Below are 19,019 nucleotides of genomic sequence, written 5' to 3' on the forward strand. Positions count from 1 at the left end.
TTTATATACAAAAAAGATAAGGGGCTTTTAGGAAGCCCTGCCCTGATGGATCAATTTTCCTAGCGAAAATGACATGCGGTTAAGAAATCTTGTCCCAGGCGATACCATCTGATTTTCTTGCGAGGAAGTTTCGGAGCAAATGATTTTTTTCGCTTTGGAGCATCGGGTCTTCTTTGAAGATTTCGATAACGGTATTTCGGCACTCGGTGAGCAGCGCTTGATCTGTGGCCAGATTTGCCATTTTGAGATCAAGAACACCCGACTGCTGTGTCCCGGATATATCGCCCGGCCCACGGAGCTGCAGATCCACTTCTGCAATTTCAAATCCATCGTTGGTACGCACCATGGTATCCAGTCTCAACCGTCCTTCTTTGCTCAGTTTATTCCCCGACATCAGGATACAGAAAGACTGTTCGGCACCACGGCCTACGCGGCCACGCAATTGGTGCAGCTGGGATAGCCCAAAACGTTCGGAATTTTCAATGACCATGACCGAAGCATTCGGGACATTGACCCCGACCTCAATAACGGTGGTAGCAACCATGATCTGCGTTTCGTGTTTGACAAAGCGCTGCATTTCAAAGTCTTTATCTTTTACGGGCATTTTGCCATGGACAATGCTGATCTTATACTGTGGTAGCGGAAATTCACGTTGCAAATTTTCTAGGCCTGCTTCTAAATATATCAGATCAAGTTTTTCGCTTTCCTTGATGAGCGGGTACACCACATAGACCTGCCTGCCTTTGGCAATCTCCTCACGCATAAAACCAAACATTCGTAAACGCGAACTTTCAAAAAAGTGGACAGTTTTGATTGGTTTACGTCCTGCAGGTAATTCGTCTATGACGGAAATGTCCAAGTCGCCGTACATGGTCATGGCTAGTGTCCGTGGGATTGGTGTCGCTGTCATAACCAGCATATGCGGTGGAATGACATTCTTGCGCCAGAGTTTTGCCCGCTGTTCTACACCAAAACGGTGCTGTTCGTCAATTACTACGAAGCCTAGGTTGTTGAATTTTACCTTATCCTCGATCAGGGCATGGGTGCCAATCAAAATATCCAGGCTACCATCCTCCAGGGCCTGGTGGATCAGACGACGTTCTTTCGTACTGGTGGAGCCAGTGAGAAGCTTTATCGTAACAATATCTTCGCCAACAAGATCTTTAAGTCCATGATAATGCTGGGTCGCCAGGATTTCTGTCGGAGCCATCATGCAGGCCTGAAATCCATTGTCTACAGCGAGCAGCATGCTCATCAGGGCAACAACAGTTTTCCCGGATCCTACATCGCCCTGTACGAGGCGGTTCATCTGCGCGCCTGTGTTGGTATCCAGGCGAATTTCCTTCACAACGCGTTTCTGCGCTCCTGTTAAAGGAAATGGAAGGCGCTCGTTAAAGAACGTGTTGAATTTTTCACCGACTTTATTGAAGCGCTGGCCTCTAAACTTCTGGGTATTGAGCTGTTTGTTGTTGAGCAACTTGAGCTGTATAAAGAATAGCTCTTCAAACTTGATGCGTTTAATCGCTTGGTTCAGCTCCTTTTGATCGCTTGGAAAATGTATGGATGCAAAAGCTTGTTGTCTGGAAATCAAACGATGCTTAATGATGACATCCTGAGGAAGCAATTCGTCAATACCACGGAATACGGTTTCCAGTGCAGTCTGCTGCAAGCGTTGGATCCCTTTGGTATCCAGATTGAACTTTTTGAGTTTTTCTGTCGACGAATACACCGGCTGCAAACTCATGTTGCCGATCTGTTTAACCTGCGGATTATATAAATCCATTTCGGGATGCGTAATGGAAAGCTGCCCATTGAATTCGCTCGGCTTGCCGTAAATAATATAGGCTGAGCCGACTTTTAATGATTTTTGGAGCCATGGGATGGACTGGAACCAGACCAGCTCCATGGAGCCCGTTTCGTCTTTGAAAGAACCGACAAGACGTTTCGTTCTTTTCTCGCCCACGAGTTGTAGCGAAACCAATCGCCCCAGTACCTGTGCCGCCATCATATCGGGATGAAGTTTCCGGATTTTATGAAACTCTGTACGGTCGATATAACGGAAAGGATATTGCGTCAGTAGATCACCAATGGTAAATACCTGTAACTCTTTCTTGAGCACATCTGCCTTTTGTGGACCTACACCTTTGAGGTATTCTATGGGGGTAATTAAACTTAATTCAGCCATTCTTCTTGAATGGCTAAATTACGAAAAATTTATGCGTTTATGGAGCCGTTTCTTGGGCTAGTGTGACTATTTTGAAGCAGATTCTTCATATTTAATGTCTGCTTTTCCTTCTTTACAGATCACGCCCAATGGTTTGCGATAAGGTATACAATTTATTTGGGGAGCCACCATTGGCTGGTATATCTCCATCAACCGGTTGTTGTCATTGATCATATTTTGCAAGGTTGTTTTGTCAACGGATTTGTGATAGGGAAGGTAACTTGTCCCACATACTGTCCGTATTTCCATCATTTCCCATTCTGTGGCGTCAGTACATGATTTTGGGCTAGCAAAGGCAACGATTTTGCTGTACTTCTCATTGGAAAGCGACTCAAGTTCCTTTTCTGTTTTATCCTTGTAAGGATTTTCTAAATGTGACTCCGATTTACAAACAACAAATAGCATGCAACATGCCAATAGGGTCGTAATACTCAAAATGGAGAGATTTTTCATAATCTTCTTCTTGGTTTTATTAATCAAACGGGTAATTCTTGGTCTTTGCTACAAAGGATTTCCATTAAGTTTTTGTCAAGAGAAATTTGATTTTGAACTCTATTGCGCATAATTTTCATTAGATTGTAGGTTTGAAACAACAATATGTTAGTAAAAATGTAGTTTTAAAACAACATTATTTAGTTATTTTTGTAATATAGAAACGACAATATGGAAACTTTGATCAATTTTCAAGATATTCTTTTGCAGGGCATCAACAATGATTTCAGGAGATACCTTCATGAAAAAATTAACTGGAATCAACGGATGATAGGGATCAAAGGTGCACGTGGGGCAGGTAAGACGACGATTTTATTGCAGCATATGAAATATGACGTGGGCGCATTAAAAGATAAAAGTCTCTATATTACCGCTGATCATACCTGGTTTTACAACCATAGTTTATTAGATACCGCAATGGATTGGTATCAACAGGGGGGGCAACTCCTTCTGATTGATGAAGTACATAAGTATCCTAACTGGTCCAGGGAACTCAAAAATATTTATGATGGGATTCCCGGTATGCGCGTTATATTTTCGGCATCATCGGCTTTAGACATCTATCGTGGTCAAGCCGATTTAAGCAGGCGAGTGGTGAGCTATACATTGGCAGGACTTTCTTTTAGAGAATATCTCCAGTTCTCGGGAGTGGCCTCATTCTCTCCGATGACATTTGAAGACATTCAAAAGCAACATCGCGAGATCAGTGTGAATATTACTTCCTCCATAAGACCGCTGCCACTATTTGCAAAGTATCTGCGATCGGGTTATCTGCCTATATTTACCGAAGGTGAAAACGAATATTTGCCTAAACTAGAGCAAATTATAGATGCGGTCGTTGATATTGATCTTGCTTACATTGCATCTTACAATGCTGGTACGGCTGTGAAAGTAAAACGCTTATTAGCAGTAATAGCAGAATCCGCTCCTTTCAAGCCTAATATTTCCGCCTTAGCAGCCAAAATGGATATTTCCAGAGATCGCATATTAGAATACATCTATCAATTGAAGGACGCAGGACTCTTAAATGTTTTATCCGCACAAGGGAAAGGCGTATCGCGGCTACAAAAGCCGGACAAACTTTTCTTGGAAAATACCAACCTTTCTTATGCAATTCACCCAGATCCAAACCAAGGAAATCTACGGGAAACTTTTTTATTGAATCAATTGCTTCATGCAGGGCTGGAAGTATCCGAACCGCAGACTGGCGACTTTTTAGTCGAGCAGGTTCATATCGAAGTGGGCGGTAAAAATAAAGGTAGTCAGCAGGTTCGAAATGCGGATCGTTATCTGATTGCGGCAGATGGTATAGAAACAGGTTTTGGCGCAAAGATTCCGCTATGGTTATTCGGATTTTTATATTAGTATTCCCGCTGGATCATTGACCCGCTTCCCACATTGGGATCTTGCGTTGAACGGGACAGTAAAAATTATATAAAAACGGGGCTATTCAAAACTTGAATAGCCCCGTTTGAGAATTTATCCCGGATGATCTCTCGATTAGAAATTACCCTTATTTAAATCCCACCAAAGTCTGGTACCCCCGTTGTCAGGTCCGCCCAACAACGAGATTGCAGATTGTACTTCAGCTGCATTAGTGTTGTATTCATTTTGTGGGAACGGTAAGCGACGGATCTGTATTTTAGTATCGATCAGTCCACCGCTATTGTTGACCACAACCGGGAATAGGCGTGGATAACCGGTACGACGGAATTCACTCCAAGCCTCTTGTCCTTCAGGGAAGATCGCCAACCATTTTTGTGTGATAATACGTTCCAATTTTTCTTCATTGGTAGCACCCTCATTCCATTTGATGGTTAATGTACTTGGCGATTTAGCATTGTTTTCTTTATTGACTGGATCTTCATAGTCTGCGGCAGTACTTGTATTATCATTCAAATAGTTGCTCAACCCTGACGTTACACCCCATTGCGTGAAGGAAGTCTCCACTCCTTTCTCATAAAGTGATTGTGCTGTGCCCCCTGCATTGTTCCAGCCTCTTAAAGCCGCCTCGGCACGTAAGAAGTAGACTTCTGCTGCCGTCATTAGGACGGGAGCTGTGTTTGCAGTTAGTGTAGGTGTATTTCCTTCTGTATTGAGTGCAGAAAAATTTAGGTGTGTTTCCTTTTTTATATTGACTCCTCCTGCACGGATACCGATATACTTTCCTTTAGAGCCAAGGAGTAAAGTATCTGTTGATACTGGGGTAACGGGGGACATATATTTGGCGATCCTTGGATCTTTTAGTCCTACCATATAGGATGTGAGTGTTGCATTGATGCGCGTGTCAGTCCAATTTTTAGAAATGAACCAGAGGGGGTTGGTAAATGTGCCATTGGTTGGTACTGTAACTTTAAAATTCTCTGTGTTGTTTTCCAAAACGCCGCCATTGATAGGGTTTAATGCTATTTCAGCTTGTGTTTTTGCTAATTGCGGATTTACTTTTACAATGCGCATAGCAAGACGTAGCCGAAGTGAGTTAGCTAGTTTAAGCCAATTTTTAAATCGTGTCTGATTATCCATATTTGGATAAATCAAGTCAATTGCTTCAATTTTGTTAGTCATAGGACTCTGGGCATTGAATGATTTTAATGCTTCTACTGCCTGCTCTAGCTCAGTAAAGAATGCCGCATAAATATCAGATTGTTTATCATAAGGGGTAGTTTCCTCCGCTGATCCAACTTTGATGTATGGAATTGGCCCATATATATCAGTAACACGACTGGTGGCTTCTACTTTAAGGATTTTTGCGACCGCTCCAAGAGCAGGATACGTTTTATCCAGTCCGTTTTTTTGTAATTTGTCAATAGGATTAATTACACTGAGATAAAGAGCTTTATAAGCTTCCCCATTCCATTCACTTTTCATCGCGTAATTAAGGTTGCTTAGCTTAAAATCTGTGGCTGGCATCATGTATCCTGAAAAAACGTCTGCATTCAGGTTTTGTTGCAATTGAAAGGAATTGGGATCTCCACCGCCAGAGAAATTGTATATTGCCATCTGCGGCCTTTTAAACAATATCTCCAAGTCTTTTCCTCCAGCAGCTAGTTCCGCGTCGGTCAATCCGATATTATTTTTGTTGTAATCCTCAAAATTCTTGGTACAACCGCTTAAGGTACCTCCAATGAGTAACCCTGTAGCGATAAATTTGCTTATATTATTGAACGTATATTTCATGTGAGTATTCTTAAAAAGTTGCATTTAACGTAAGTCCGTAATTACGGGTTGCAGGCATCATAAAAATATCTATCCCGCTTAACGAATTGCCTGTTGACATGGCTACTTCTGGATCAAAAGGAGCCTTTTTGGAGATGTAGAAGAGATTTCTTCCTACGGCGTTGATACGAAGTTTTTTAAAGAAACTATCTTTAATATTAAAATTATAGCCAAAGGTTAATTCGCGTAATCTAACCACTGTTCCATCATAGATGTATTGGCTACTTGCAGGACTTATACCCCCTGTCTTACTATACCATGATTCGGCATCAATATTTGTGACAGGTGTTCCGTTTGATGTGGCACCGTTGATAGTTACTCCGCCATTTGCACGAGCATCTCCAGTTACTTTCGATACACCATTTCCGTCGAGCAAAGCTTGCGTTAATGACATTACTTGATAATCAAACTTACCGTCGATCAGAAAACTCAGGCTAAAATTCTTGTAGTTAAACGTATTGTTCCAACCCAGTTGCCAGATTGGATTCGAATTTCCTAATTTGACGTAATCCGAATTTATTTGAGGTGTTCCATCGCCATCCACGACAATCCGACCTTGGACATCACGAACAAAATCCTTTCCGTAGATGTCGCCGAAAGAACCACCAACTTGGAATTTTGAGGCATAGTTGCCGAAATTTCCAGCGCCTGTTAGTGCAAACTCTGTTACACGATCGTCTAATTTGATAATCTTGTTTTTATTGTAGGTGAAGTTTAGGCTGGTGTTCCAAGTGAAACTGTCATTTTTGATCGCATCAACTGAAACTAATGCCTCAACCCCTTGATTTTGGATATCTCCGGCATTAATTGCAAATTGATTATATAAAGATGCTTGATTGGCCGCAATTTTGAAAAACTGGTTCTTAGTATTCGTCTTGTAATAAGTTACATCCACATTCAAACGGTTGTTCCACATACGCCATTCGGTACCAAGTTCCAGTGAATGTGTTTTCTCCGGTTTTAATGTTCTAAGAAAAGCGATATCATTTAAGGTCAATACGGAGTAAGAACCCACGGTATTGGTCAATAACGTTGTATACGGAGGAAGGTCATTTCCTACAATTGCATAAGAACCTCTGATCTTTGCCAAGTTAATGAATTCAGGCAACTGTAATTTGTCATTTAACACAATTCCTAGTCCTACAGATGGATAAAAGAAAGATTTGGAGTCTGTAAACGCTAATGTGCTTGACCAATCATTACGCGCTGTAAGATCGAGATAAAGCCATTGGTCATAAGATAGATTTGTACTTGCAAATATTGATTGTAACTGTCTGCGATTGTTAGACAAAGTGGACGGGGCTGGTGTTGTTGAGTTCTGAATAATAAACTGGTTTGGGTATTCTAAACCAACGGTCCCGCTTGAATAGTTAACACCCTCCGTTTTCCAATCCGTGATACTTGTACCAACCAATCCTGTAATTTGAAATTTGTCATTGATGTGAAAGTTCATGTTAGCGATCAAATCCCCGTATTGCTGTGTAATCGTTGTATTTGTATAATCATAATTACCGTTTGGTCTACCGAGGGGCGTTGGTGTGCCTGCATATACTTTGCGGTCCCATACTTCGCTTGTGCGGTCTAAACTCCCACGGGCTTGGACATTGATCCAAGGTGCAATCTGATATTTAGCGCTACCATTTAGTAGGAGACGATTCCGCGTTGAACGGGTTGGATTTCTATTGACTATCCACCATGGGTTTTGCTGTGTTGTTTCTACGTCACTTAAAGTGTACCAATTTTGATCGTATAGATTCCGGGAACTATTAAACGTTTCAAATTGTTTGTAGTCAGCGATATCTAGGTTGCGTGGTAATAGGTACAGCCCGATTAAAGGATTGAAGTAAAATCCAGAGGAAGGGGCGTTATCCAGTTTTTGTGTGATATAGTTTGCACTACCTTCTACTGTTAGTTTATCATCAAAGAATTTGGCACTTTCCTTTAAATTGAAATTGTGACGCATCAGGTCATTTTCTGGGAGAATACCTTTTGCAAGCGTATTTGCATAGGAGAAGTACGTTTGATTTTTTTCGTTACCTCCAGACAATGTCAATGAATTGGTGAAGTTGCTACCTGTGCGGAAAAATTCGCCAACATTGTCATAGTTAGCACCGTTGGTTTTGTCTCCCCAGCTTGATAAACTGGTTGTATTGCTTTTACCACCTGACCCTCGTCCGTATTGGCTTTGAAACTCAGGTAACGATACAGCCTGCTCTAGCTGCGCGCTTGATGAAAAATTGACAGTAGTACGGCCTTGTTTGCCAGATTTGGTTGTAATCAAAATAACACCATTGGCGGCTTGACTGCCATATAATGCAGCTGCTGAGGCTCCTTTTAATACAGAGATATTTTCTACATCTTCTGGGTTGATTAAAGCGATTGGATCTCCACCGTCACGATCACCCCCATAGATATTTCCAGGTTGTGAAGCTACTGTCTGGTTATTGATCGGAACCCCATCGACAACATAAAGTACCTGGTTGTTGCCAGAGGCCGACTTGTTACCACGCAAAATAACTTTCGCCGAGCCACCTGGTCCTGAAGAGCTGGAAGCAATATTAACGCCGGCTACTTTACCGTTTAAATTATTTGCCAAGTTGGTGCTTTTGACTTTGTTCAATTCGTCACCATTGACCTGTTGTGTTGAGTATGTTAATGATTTTTGTGCACGGCTAATACCTAGTGCGGTGACCACGACACTTTCCAACTGCTGTGTTTGTTCTTCTAAACTCACCGTTACTGTCGTTTCTCCAGGACCCAATGTTACCGTTTTATTTTCATAACCGACAGTACTGATGTTCAATATGCGATTTTTGTCATCTACATTGATCTGAAATGCGCCTTTTACATCTGTAGAACTTGCATTGGAAGTGCCCAGCACTTTAATTGTGGCGCCTGGAATAGGGGCTTTGGTTTTAGCGTCAACAACCGTTCCCTTTATCTGGTTGGTTTGCGCATGCAATAAGGATGATGAAAAAAGCATTGTCGGAACAATACCCAACACCCTCAAAGTAGAGTATAATTTGTTATTCATATAGTATATGTGTTATATTCAGTTTTTTATATACGTATTTTCATAACGGTGAAGTTCTAATGGAGCGGGCTAATTCCATTTAGCATTTTGGTTAGGGAAACAGTATTGAATATTGCTGGAGATTGAAGCAAGTGATTATTGTATAGTATTCAATACTCTAAATCGATGGGATTAGAGGCGTGTGATTCCTTTAATTAGATGCTAATTTACTACTGTTGATGGCAAATCAAAAATTTTAAGAAATAAAGTTGATACAAATGGTGTTATTTTTTATATAACTGTTTGTTTATTAGTTATGTACGTTTTTTTTCTTTTTTTGTTCTGTTCGAGGGTTGTATTATTTAAATTAGAGCCATTTACTGCTTTTTTAGTTTGAGATCCTTAACTGTTTTTAGATTTCCTTTCAGGCGGTCATTATTGAAGTAATAAATAGGATGTCGTCTATTGGAAAACTCTTTTTTTTCTGAATTTTTGAGCCTTTTTTGGGTACTACTGTTAATAATTGAATTTATAGCAGGGTCTGCCAGAGAACCAAAATCAGCTTCGATATTATCTATCACAGTTCGGTCGGCGGGTATACCTTTAAAATAATGACCTTCATTTTTCGAATTTAAAAGTTGGTACGTACTCAGGTAAAGGTCAAATTGCTTTACTTTAATTGGGAAAAAGCCGATTGGTTTACCATAAGTCTGCACCTTTTCTTGGCCCGTTCTTGATACACCTATAATTTGCACATCCAGATATGGTTTAAAAATATTAATTAACAGCTCACTCGCTGATGCGGTAATGTCACTAACGATAAAATAGATTTTTTTAAGACCATGCAAGCCTGATTCTTTGCTGAAATAGTTGGTATTGGCTCCTTCTGTATAATCTAAGTCATGCAGGGTAATCAGTCTACCATTCTCATAAGTAGCATTTCCATTTTGATCTAGAACGTATTGGGACTTTAAAATGTCAGCGTTCCCCATTTGCATTAGATCGTTATAACGTTCGGAATACATAATTTTCTTGTCCACTGACAAGGGGGCAATCAAGTTCGCGAAAAAATTAACACTAGTTTGAAAGCCTCCCTGATTGTATCTCAGATCGACAATCAATTCTGAGACATTGGATTGTTTGAATGTTAAAAATGCGGGTTCTAGAACCTTTTTGGTATTTTCCTCAGAAGTAAAACTGTTATAGGCTAAATATCCGATTTTAGTTTTGTTTCTGTCTAATACTAACTTTTTGATAATAGGATTTTCTTCATATATAGCTGCATTTAATCGGACTTCTCTTCTTCCTAGATTTAGATCAAGTATTTCAAATTTGATAAAGGATAGATTAAGTGCAATTTCCCATTGTTTGATAAAGGACTTTTCTGAAATGACCTTCTCTCCATTTATAGTCATAATTTGCATTCCCCTGGTTAACCCTGCTTTCCCTGCAGGTGAATTGGGATCTACATAAATAAGTCTAACATTATTATTTTCAACGGCAACAGAAATACCAAAGGGATTTGATAGGGTATAATCCTTTGCTATGTTTTCATCGCTAGAAGTCATCGGTTGAACTATCGAAGAGTATTTTGGCAATTTTGGACTGAAAGGATTGTACTCATAAAGTTCATTTGTTGTTGGATCTTTTGCATAACGTGTTAATTGAAAAATTTCATTTTCATAGAGGTTGATTTCATTTGTTTGTGCATAAAAAAATGCTTTGGGATTGAAACGATCAATTGCGGGCAATTGATCGTTCCATAAATATACTTGTTGAGCAATGAGATAGATGGAATCTAACTTCTCTACTATTTTGCGCTGATTGGATGAAATGTCATAAATAGGAATGTCTTTTTTATTGCAAGAGTACAATAAAATTACTATTACACTAGTCACAAAAATATTAATCGACTTAGCTTTCATTCTTTGTTGCTCCTAATCTAGTTTTAATATTCTATAGGTCATTAAACTCTAACTTTTCAAATTTTTTATAATCGTTAAATAATTCCGGTAAAACATGATAATAATTGGCATTCGGCTTTAATTTGAATGTGTTGTTTTGAATAAGTATCTCTCGCGATTTAGGATATCCTGTGAAATTATCCGCTTCTTGATAATAATGTTTTTCTGAAAGAGCATCCTCTATTTTAGCTTCGAAACCATAATTTTTAAAAAACGTATTTTTTGGTATTGTATATTCACCGTTTCCGTAAAGTCGACCAAAGTAATTTCCTTGAGATTTTGTGTGTTTAATGATATCATATTTAAACTCTAAAAAGTTTGGTACAGTTAATCTTATCGTAGCGCCCGGATCTTGATAACATGCTAAATAGGCTTCGGCTCTACATGATAATTGAGTGCTCAAATTCACGCTAGGATGGGAGTTTCCCTGATATAGTCCTGGTTTTTTTACTTCCTGTTTAAAGTTTCTGTACTCAATCCTTAAATATGGCTTATCAAAAGGTCCATAATTAATTTGAAATGGTGCTGCGAAAAGTTCATTGCCTTCTTTTAGCAGCGCTAACTGAAATGCAATTGGCACACCGGGGTTTTCTTTTGAATAGGTACTATTGGCAGTCAAGGTCTGAATAAATCCTGCCAGCCCCTGGATTTTTTCCGCTGGGGATGAGTCCGATCCGACACCTGTATATTTGACTTTAATGGAAGCTTCGTTGATTATTTTCTTCTCTTCTTCGGTCATATCTCTGCCGAGCCCAATAATGCCTTTAAGGATATCAATCTGTTTATAGACGGCCTTGTATAATTTTTCGCTGCTATATCCAGATTCAATCACCATGATTCCCATTCTGCCATAAGTTACACTTTTGACAAAAAGAGGGGTCACACCGCCTGTAATTTTCTGCATATCTAACCCTCTAGGATCGAATAATTTATCATACCCATTGTAGTCCTCGACATCTATAGTGAAATTTTCCTGTGCAAACCGGATCTTCATAGCCGATTTTGAGGCAATCATATGATTCTCGCCTTGTTTTATTGTCTTCGTGTCGACTAAGAATGCATCTATTTTTTTATTAAAACCATATAGCGTCTTTAATTCTTCATAGACGCGAAAAGTATCTCTATCCACGTCCAATTTGGCGGCGCCGATATCATCGGGATATAAGCGCTCTAAATCATTCAAAGCTGCATTAAATAGTGCTCTTTCTGCAATGGGCCTGGGTAAGTTTGTATAAGCAACTTTATCTGGCGAAATAGGCATAGATGTAGATATAGTGACTGGACGAATATGATCTGAGATTCCAAGTAACATTTTGGGATCAAAATTCGGACCATCTACACTTCTACCATCAATAATTGAACCCGGATAGATAATCTTGCTCATCTCTGGTTCCACAATGGTAAACATCTGTGCCTTATATTTCTGATACAGGAAGATCTGAGAACCTTTCACGTCTATCGTGTCAGGTTCCCTTTCTACCCAAGCACGTTTGCCACCACTCCTAGATGGGTTGTCGGTGCTGCTTTTTTTTACGAATCCATGGGTATCGATCGGTTTGGGAAATGCATTCGTGTTTATGGTGAACGGATCTAATCTTGGATCTTTCAATGCCTTCAAGCTATCGTCAAGTGTAGTTTTGTGAACATCAAAATGATCTTTTGAACATCCCCAAACAACTAAAAGCAGGCAGAAGTAATATAATATATTTTGGGTTTTTTGGATATTTCTTTTTTTATAACTTTTTAGTGTTTTATTCATTTTAATTTTCATTTTTTTAAGTCGCGAGCTAAACTACTTGGACATTATGAATTCTAGATAATTAATAGCGCTGAATATTGAAAACAGTTTTAAACCTAGAATTGTCTTTTAGGTACTTGGCAGTATAGGAGATCGGTACACCTGGATCACTGGCTGTAAACGTTCCCACGTTTTCTGATATAAAATTTGAGAGGTTCTCCGGATCAGGATCCAACAATAACTGAACTGTATTACTCCCTATTTTGCTCCCTAATAAATAAATTGTTATTCTACTGCCAGCGAACAGCGATTTTTCTTCTTGTGTGTATGATTCTGTCGTTTTTTTCAAAATTTTCTTAACGACTTTTTCGAAGACACTTTTCATATCATTACCGAGCTTATTGGATTCCAGTACTAGTAAACCAAAGCGACCATAAGTAACCGAATTGATATAGACTGGAGAAAAACCATTAAATAAATTGGGCGGAATTGATTTAATATCAATAAGTTCTCCCTCTACTGGATCAGACATATCAAAGGTGAAATTTTTGACAGTATAGCTGGCAACATATTTCGAAAAATATCTGGTTGAATTAGAGCTTTCGTTAAATGAAGTGTTTGTCGAAGAAAATAATTTTTTCTCATTTACATTATAGCCAAATGCAAGCTTGACTTCTTCATATTTATTGAATCCCGCAAAGTATTGAGTAAAATCAACAATGGTCTCGCCGGAAAAGTCCGGTGCCATCAAAGCGTCTCTTAAAAACATCCTGCTATTCGCTAGACTTGCAGTTGGTATTGTTCCAAATGATTTGCTTGATGGGAATGAAAGTTGCACACTGATTGGCGCTCTATCATAGCCGAAAAGAGTTTCAAATTTATCAGTTGCTATCGAGGATGCTTTTAAAATGGCCCCCGGATAGATGTAACTCGAGTTTGATGGGGTTACTATCATTTCGTCAGACTCATAATATGAAACGGTCCCGACTCCCGATGCGGTTGTTGTGTCCCGTAGATGGGTCAAAACAGCTTTTTTACTTTTGCCAGATAAGGATTCTGCTTCAAGTTTCTTGTTTTCAACAATAACCGGTGCGATAGGCTCGATTTTTAAATCTTTAAAATAATTTGATAGTAAATTTTTTTTACTCTTTTCCATATCGGCGCTCTTTTGATAGGGAGTGTCCTTTTTACATCCGATTATTACTAGAAAGAATAAGATGGATAGAATATACAGTTTTCTTCTCATGACCATTGTTGATTATTATAGGAAATTAATATGTAATATTCAGTTGAAACTTATTCCTGAAAGTTCCAAAATCACGTAAATAGTTCAATGAATAATACAAAATAGCTCCCGGATTTTCTGGTGTAAAGTTTCCATTTTGGGCAATTACCTTTGCAAATCCCGCTAGACCTCCTGTTACTGCCTCAACGGTGCTTTTTCCATCTACTCCGACTATATAAACCTTTATTCTTGCATTTTGGATGATTGCTTTTTGTTCCTTGGTAAGTCGTAAATTAAGTTCTGCATAAAATTTATCACCCAATTTTTCCGTAGCGGATAAACCTAACATTTCGGCTGAAAGGTTGAAAGCTACGTTCAATGTTTGTTTTACCATTGAATAAGATGAATCAGACTCCATGATGAATATTCCCTTGCGCCCATAGGTTACTGAACTTACAATTAACGGTTCGTATGGTCCAATTGTTTTAATATCAAAGCTTTCCTTTAAAAAAGGTTCATATATAGGTGGTTCTATATTAACAGAAAAGTTTTCTTGCGTAAATTCCGCGCGCACTTTTGTCTTGAAACTGGACTTGCTAAGTGTATCCAAATAGTCAATTTTCAATATTTTTCCTAAATCCAAATTTGCACCAAATGATTTTTTCAGCTCCTCAGTCTTCTGAAATTGGCTCTGTTCATAGGTAAACGATTGAATTTGGATACCGGAACCCGCTTTTAGCGCATTTCTCAAATATTCATTCTCTACTCTTTTTGATGGTAAGGTAGTTCTATAAATACTGTCAGTAGGGAAGTTTACATATATAGTGATTGGATTACGATGTTGTGGAGAAATAAAGACCGTTTTAACATTGTCAACATTAATTGCATCCTCTCCTTTAATAATAGCTCCAAGGTATAATTGTCTTCTGGTTTCGTCTAGGACAGCTGGTATTTCGGTAGATTCATAAAAATCAGTTTTCCCTTTTCCGTTAGCCCATGTACTGTCCCTTAGAAAGGTCATGGAGTTTTGCTTTGTTTTGTTGAACAGCCCTTGTATTCCATTCTTTTCAAAATTGGATAAGTTAAATATTGTAGGTTCAAAGGTGTACTTTTTGAAACCTTTGGCTTGGGTGTTGATTTCTTTTTCCTCATTTGGTACCAAATCTTTTACTTTGGAACACGATGTGGCCAGTAAGCCGATCAATGTTACCGGTAGGATAATACTTTTAATAGTTTTCACGTGTTTTTTTTTATAAAATTAAGCGGCAAAGTTATTAAATTATATTAATTTACTTTTCATTAAACATATTACTACACATTTGTGTATTGCTATTATCAATACTTATTTGAATTTATGATAATTTATATCAACAGTGCAGCCTTCAAAACGAATTAGAAATATTCTATGTTTAATAATAGATGGAGAAAAATTTAGCAATAAGCGGATTTTTATCCAATCAATTGCAAAATGATTAACTTGTATGTTAATAGCAACAAATACTACTCATTATTGCGGCAAAAAAAGAGTGAGGTAATGGTTTTTCTTGCTGCTTTTGATCCGGTAGGACAAAAAGGGGACCAAGGCGATGTTTAATGTTTAAAATTTAACTCATTAGTCTTATCGTTTGAATAAGCTACACACTTTAATATCACCGGTGCATCCGGATTTGTTGGATTTAAATACGGGGGCAAAGATCAGTCTCTTAGCAATACAATGAGCTAGGTAGCGAATAATCATTTCAGAGAAGTCAAGATGTGCCTATGTAAAAGGGGGAGATAGAAACATGCGTTTGCATGCTTTTAAAGATTAGGTGAGTTTACTAACAATAGGTGGGGATGCATCCTAAAGGACAAATATAGTTCTTTTTTGATATATTATAACGACAGTAGTAAAGGCCCTTGAAAATTTTAATTTTTAATTTATCATTTTAATCAAATTTATAGTACACTAAATATCAATATACTTGGTAAGGGAGCTCTTGTGGTATCATTAGAAGGGTATGATTGATGAGGATTGATCAGCGCCCTAGATGGCCGTTGGTAAATAGAAAAGTTGGCAATAAAAGCTTGCACCAGAGAAGTTCTGTTCTTTTAAAATTACTATACTAATTTTAGATTTTTCAGTTTTATGAGATATTTGCAATGCACAGCTATGCTGGAGTGTCGGTACAAGACAGGTACATAAAATCGGGTGCTTGAGGCCTTGATCGTACAGAAAAAGTATACTCTTAAAGTACTGTGATAAAACTAACAACCTTTTTTAAAATCAATTATGAAGTGGAAACTGATTTCACATACATGAATTATGTTAACGTTAAAAATCAGGTATTCTTAAATGTTTATTTACAGAGAAATTGTAAAGAATATTGTTAATTTTTACTATGCCTGTATAGTTTAATTAATTCATTTTACTCTTTCGCAAATTACTAATGTTGAAAATAGCTATCGCAATCAATATTATACCATAAGCTACATACTTAATGAATGGGACAGGTTCGTGAAAGTAGGTCGCTGCCAAAGTAAATGCGATCAGCGGATTAATATACAAAAGAACACCAGTCGTGGTGGATGAAATGCCGATGAGGGCATACATGCTCAAAAAAAGAGGGATGATCGTAAACAGAGATGCGATGAGCACTATGGTGCCCCAAAACACGGGCTCATTAGGGATGGTGTGATGATTATAGATCAGTTTGGGTATCACAAACAATGCACATATACTGAGTTGAAGGACCAATTGATTGAGCTTGTCAAAGCCTGTCGATACCCGTTGCACGATCAGATAAAACGCGTAACAGGATGCGATAGTAATCGCCCATAGGACATCATTCAATGAACCTCTTGCCAGTAGGCATACGCTGCTGAAAGCGATGAAAAGTGCAGTTTTTTGCCATCCAGTCAATTTTTCCTTGAGCATGAGATAGGCTCCTGCCGCGGTAATTAGGGGGCAGGTCAGATAGGCCAATGCGGCGGATTGAATGCTCACATGGTTGACAGCATAGATGTAAGTAAACCAGTTCCCAAAAATCAGCGCGGAGACTACAAGCATAAGGCCCGTTTGAATGAGCTTGTCTGCCCGTGACAGAAGCCCAAATTTGCGAATATCAGCTGCTAGCATTTTTCTCCGAAAAAGAAGCAAGTATACCCATAAGACCAACAGGGCGGTGATAATTCTAAAATAAAGGATATCTTCGGCAGGATAGCCACGTATCCACCTTACAGGTATAGACATAAATCCCCAAATAAAGGGAGCCAAAAAAGCCGCGAAAAGATATTTTCCGCGGCTTGCTGTTTCGTTGCTATTTTCCACGGATTAATCTTTCCACGCAATGACTGAAATCTCGACATTTACATGCTTCGGCAATGTTTTTACCGCAACACACTCCCGGGCTGGCTGGGCTTCTTTAAAATATTCAGCATAGACTTCATTGACTAAAGCAAAATTTTCCATATCACTTAGGAAAATGGATGCTTTGACAACATCTTCAAAAGTATATCCAGCATTTGTCAGGATAGCTTCGATATTTTTCAGCACCTGATGCGCCTCGTCTTTTATACCAGATGCAATTAACTCCATTGTTTCGGGAACCAGTGGGATTTGCCCAGAGACATATAATGTATTGCCAGCTTTAATCGCCTGGTTATAGGGGCCTATTGCAGCCGGAGCTTTGTCCGTATTGAAGATTTCTTTTTTTGACATGAATTACAGTGTTTAGGAAGTAAAAAATATTTTGTAGATCAGTCCCAATAAAAAGACAATAATGGCCGTTGCATTAATAATATGCATGGCTTTTATATTCCCATTCGTCGGGCGTTCTGCATTGCGCTTTCTAAATAAGTACATGGAACTAAGTTACAACAGTAAATTAGAAAGTTAAAATGAAAAGATCAAAAACTTTGAGCGTACATTTATCGACTGTGAAACAAATCGTTTACAAGGGACAGTATATTTTCGAATTTTGGTAAATTGGTAAACGAAATAAAAATCTATGAATAAGCTAGCGTTAATTGGAGGTAAGATATATACTGGTGAGGCGATCTTTGAAGAAAAAGCATTACTGATTAATGAAGGTAAAATTGCCGCAATTGTTGATAAGCATGATGTGCCTACGGATTACACCAGTTATCCAGTCAATGGGTGTAATATTTGTGCAGGACTGATCGATCTGCAACTGTATGGCGACGGATCGGACTTGTATTCCGCCGAGCGTAGTGTAGCCTCTTTGGAACGCATCGCCGAGGGCTTGGTCGGTAAAGGCACGACTTCTTTTATGATGACCCTGGCGACCAATACCATACCCGTCTTTAAGGATGCCATTCGCGTGGCAGAAGGCTTCCGGCACGATGCATTTTTAGGGTTACATCTAGAAGGTCCCTTTTTGAATCCTAAAAAACGAGGTGCGCATCCTGCGGAATTAATCATCGAGCCTACAAAGGAAAAGATTGACGAGCTCTTGGCGGGAAATCAGGTTGTCAAGATGATGACCATAGCACCCGAATGTATATCAGACGATTTGTTACAGCATTTACAGGGTTATAATTTGCTGCTCAGTGCTGGGCATAGTGATGCTACATTTGAAGAAGGAACGCGCGGCTATGATCTTGGGATCCCAACAAGTACCCATCTATTTAACGCCATGTCGCCTTTGCACCATCGCGAAGTTGGGTTGGTTGGCGCGATTTTTAACCATTCGACAGCGCGGGCAAGTATTATTGTCGACGGGCATCACGTCAGCTTTGAAGCTGTGAAAATTGCGAAACGTCAGATGGGAATGCGTCTGTTTATGATTACCGATGCTGTAGCCGCTTGCGATAAAGATATCTATCAGCATGTACTGAATGATGGCTATTACTCGCTGCCGGACGGAACCATTTCGGGGGCGGCAATCTCCTTATTTGAGGGCGTGAAAAATGCGGTGCAAAAGGTGGGCATACCACTCTATGAAGCGATCCGAATGGCGACGGTGTATCCGGCAAACCTGCTAAAGCGAGCGGATATCGGAAATCTAAATGCAGGAAGCATAGCGAATGTCATTGTCTTTAATGACGATTTTCAGCTGGAACAGGTGATCTTTAAAGGCGAGTTAAAGCGCTGATCCATTTCGCAGAAGATTGGCCCATTGTCCAAGATTGACTAATATTATATG

General features: G+C 39.1%; 13 protein-coding genes. 2 read left to right on the forward strand and 11 right to left on the reverse strand.

The window, feature by feature from the left end; genetic code table 11:
• Positions 1 to 79: 79 nt before the first annotated feature.
• A complete protein-coding gene (gene recG, locus B2W36_RS19805; RefSeq protein ID WP_293889340.1) occupies positions 80 to 2,185 on the reverse strand; it encodes an ATP-dependent DNA helicase RecG in 2,106 nt (701 codons plus the stop codon).
• A 66-nt stretch (positions 2,186 to 2,251) separates the two neighbouring features.
• Positions 2,252 to 2,677 carry a hypothetical protein gene (locus tag B2W36_RS19810; RefSeq protein WP_293889341.1) on the reverse strand — a complete coding sequence of 142 codons (426 nt, stop codon included), beginning with the start codon at positions 2,675 to 2,677 and terminating at the stop codon, positions 2,252 to 2,254.
• A 210-nt stretch (positions 2,678 to 2,887) separates the two neighbouring features.
• Here B2W36_RS19810 and B2W36_RS19815 point away from each other — a divergent pair, with 210 nt between their 5' ends.
• Complete coding sequence (locus B2W36_RS19815) at positions 2,888 to 4,081, forward strand: ATP-binding protein (RefSeq protein WP_293889342.1); 1,194 nt, start codon at positions 2,888 to 2,890, stop codon at positions 4,079 to 4,081.
• A gap of 135 nt (positions 4,082 to 4,216) precedes the next feature.
• Here the strand turns inward: B2W36_RS19815 and B2W36_RS19820 are convergent, their stop codons facing one another.
• The 9 genes from B2W36_RS19820 to B2W36_RS19860 all read right to left on the reverse strand — a co-directional run bounded on the left by B2W36_RS19820 (position 4,217) and on the right by B2W36_RS19860 (position 17,716).
• Complete coding sequence (locus tag B2W36_RS19820; protein ID WP_293889343.1) at positions 4,217 to 5,893, reverse strand: SusD/RagB family nutrient-binding outer membrane lipoprotein; 1,677 nt, start codon at positions 5,891 to 5,893, stop codon at positions 4,217 to 4,219.
• A gap of 10 nt (positions 5,894 to 5,903) precedes the next feature.
• Complete coding sequence (locus B2W36_RS19825) at positions 5,904 to 8,966, reverse strand: SusC/RagA family TonB-linked outer membrane protein (RefSeq protein WP_293889344.1); 3,063 nt, start codon at positions 8,964 to 8,966, stop codon at positions 5,904 to 5,906.
• Between the two features lie 356 nt (positions 8,967 to 9,322).
• Positions 9,323 to 10,843: a S41 family peptidase gene (locus B2W36_RS19830; protein WP_293884195.1), complete on the reverse strand. Its 1,521-nt coding sequence runs from the start codon at positions 10,841 to 10,843 to the stop codon at positions 9,323 to 9,325.
• 58 nt (positions 10,844 to 10,901) lie between these two features.
• Positions 10,902 to 12,668 carry a thiol-activated cytolysin family protein gene (locus tag B2W36_RS19835; protein ID WP_293884193.1) on the reverse strand — a complete coding sequence of 589 codons (1,767 nt, stop codon included), beginning with the start codon at positions 12,666 to 12,668 and terminating at the stop codon, positions 10,902 to 10,904.
• A 61-nt stretch (positions 12,669 to 12,729) separates the two neighbouring features.
• Positions 12,730 to 13,893, reverse strand: a complete 1,164-nt coding sequence (locus B2W36_RS19840; RefSeq protein ID WP_293884191.1) for a thiol-activated cytolysin family protein — start codon at positions 13,891 to 13,893, stop codon at positions 12,730 to 12,732.
• A gap of 25 nt (positions 13,894 to 13,918) precedes the next feature.
• The gene (locus B2W36_RS19845; protein ID WP_293884189.1) at positions 13,919 to 15,112 is read right to left on the reverse strand and encodes a thiol-activated cytolysin family protein; all 1,194 of its coding nucleotides are present in this window, start codon (positions 15,110 to 15,112) and stop codon (positions 13,919 to 13,921) included.
• 1,158 nt (positions 15,113 to 16,270) lie between these two features.
• A complete protein-coding gene (locus tag B2W36_RS19850; protein WP_293889345.1) occupies positions 16,271 to 17,182 on the reverse strand; it encodes an EamA family transporter in 912 nt (303 codons plus the stop codon).
• A gap of 3 nt (positions 17,183 to 17,185) precedes the next feature.
• On the reverse strand, positions 17,186 to 17,572 hold the full coding sequence (locus B2W36_RS19855; RefSeq protein ID WP_293884185.1) for a RidA family protein: 387 nt from the start codon (positions 17,570 to 17,572) through the stop codon (positions 17,186 to 17,188).
• Positions 17,573 to 17,584: 12 nt separating this feature from the next.
• Positions 17,585 to 17,716, reverse strand: coding sequence for a DUF6728 family protein (locus B2W36_RS19860; protein WP_293884183.1), 132 nt, complete (start codon positions 17,714 to 17,716; stop codon positions 17,585 to 17,587).
• Positions 17,717 to 17,861: 145 nt separating this feature from the next.
• On the opposite strand from B2W36_RS19860, the gene nagA reads away from it, so the two are divergent.
• The gene (gene nagA, locus B2W36_RS19865; protein ID WP_293884181.1) at positions 17,862 to 18,968 is read left to right on the forward strand and encodes an N-acetylglucosamine-6-phosphate deacetylase; all 1,107 of its coding nucleotides are present in this window, start codon (positions 17,862 to 17,864) and stop codon (positions 18,966 to 18,968) included.
• Positions 18,969 to 19,019: the final 51 nt, after the last annotated feature.

This window comes from Sphingobacterium sp. UBA3549, from assembly GCF_002376635.1.
In the GTDB taxonomy this organism is placed as follows: domain Bacteria; phylum Bacteroidota; class Bacteroidia; order Sphingobacteriales; family Sphingobacteriaceae; genus Sphingobacterium.

What these genes read in the sequence shown, in the direction of transcription:
- B2W36_RS19835 (WP_293884193.1), bottom strand. Translation starts at nt 12,668, where the DNA reads ATGAATAAAACACTAAAAAGTTATAAAAAAAGAAATATCCAAAAAACC.
- B2W36_RS19825 (WP_293889344.1), bottom strand. Translation starts at nt 8,966, where the DNA reads ATGAATAACAAATTATACTCTACTTTGAGGGTGTTGGGTATTGTTCCG.
- B2W36_RS19810 (WP_293889341.1), bottom strand. Translation starts at nt 2,677, where the DNA reads ATGAAAAATCTCTCCATTTTGAGTATTACGACCCTATTGGCATGTTGC.
- B2W36_RS19820 (WP_293889343.1), bottom strand. Translation starts at nt 5,893, where the DNA reads ATGAAATATACGTTCAATAATATAAGCAAATTTATCGCTACAGGGTTA.
- B2W36_RS19815 (WP_293889342.1), top strand. Translation starts at nt 2,888, where the DNA reads ATGGAAACTTTGATCAATTTTCAAGATATTCTTTTGCAGGGCATCAAC.
- B2W36_RS19860 (WP_293884183.1), bottom strand. Translation starts at nt 17,716, where the DNA reads ATGTACTTATTTAGAAAGCGCAATGCAGAACGCCCGACGAATGGGAAT.
- nagA (WP_293884181.1), top strand. Translation starts at nt 17,862, where the DNA reads ATGAATAAGCTAGCGTTAATTGGAGGTAAGATATATACTGGTGAGGCG.
- B2W36_RS19840 (WP_293884191.1), bottom strand. Translation starts at nt 13,893, where the DNA reads ATGAGAAGAAAACTGTATATTCTATCCATCTTATTCTTTCTAGTAATA.
- B2W36_RS19855 (WP_293884185.1), bottom strand. Translation starts at nt 17,572, where the DNA reads ATGTCAAAAAAAGAAATCTTCAATACGGACAAAGCTCCGGCTGCAATA.
- recG (WP_293889340.1), bottom strand. Translation starts at nt 2,185, where the DNA reads ATGGCTGAATTAAGTTTAATTACCCCCATAGAATACCTCAAAGGTGTA.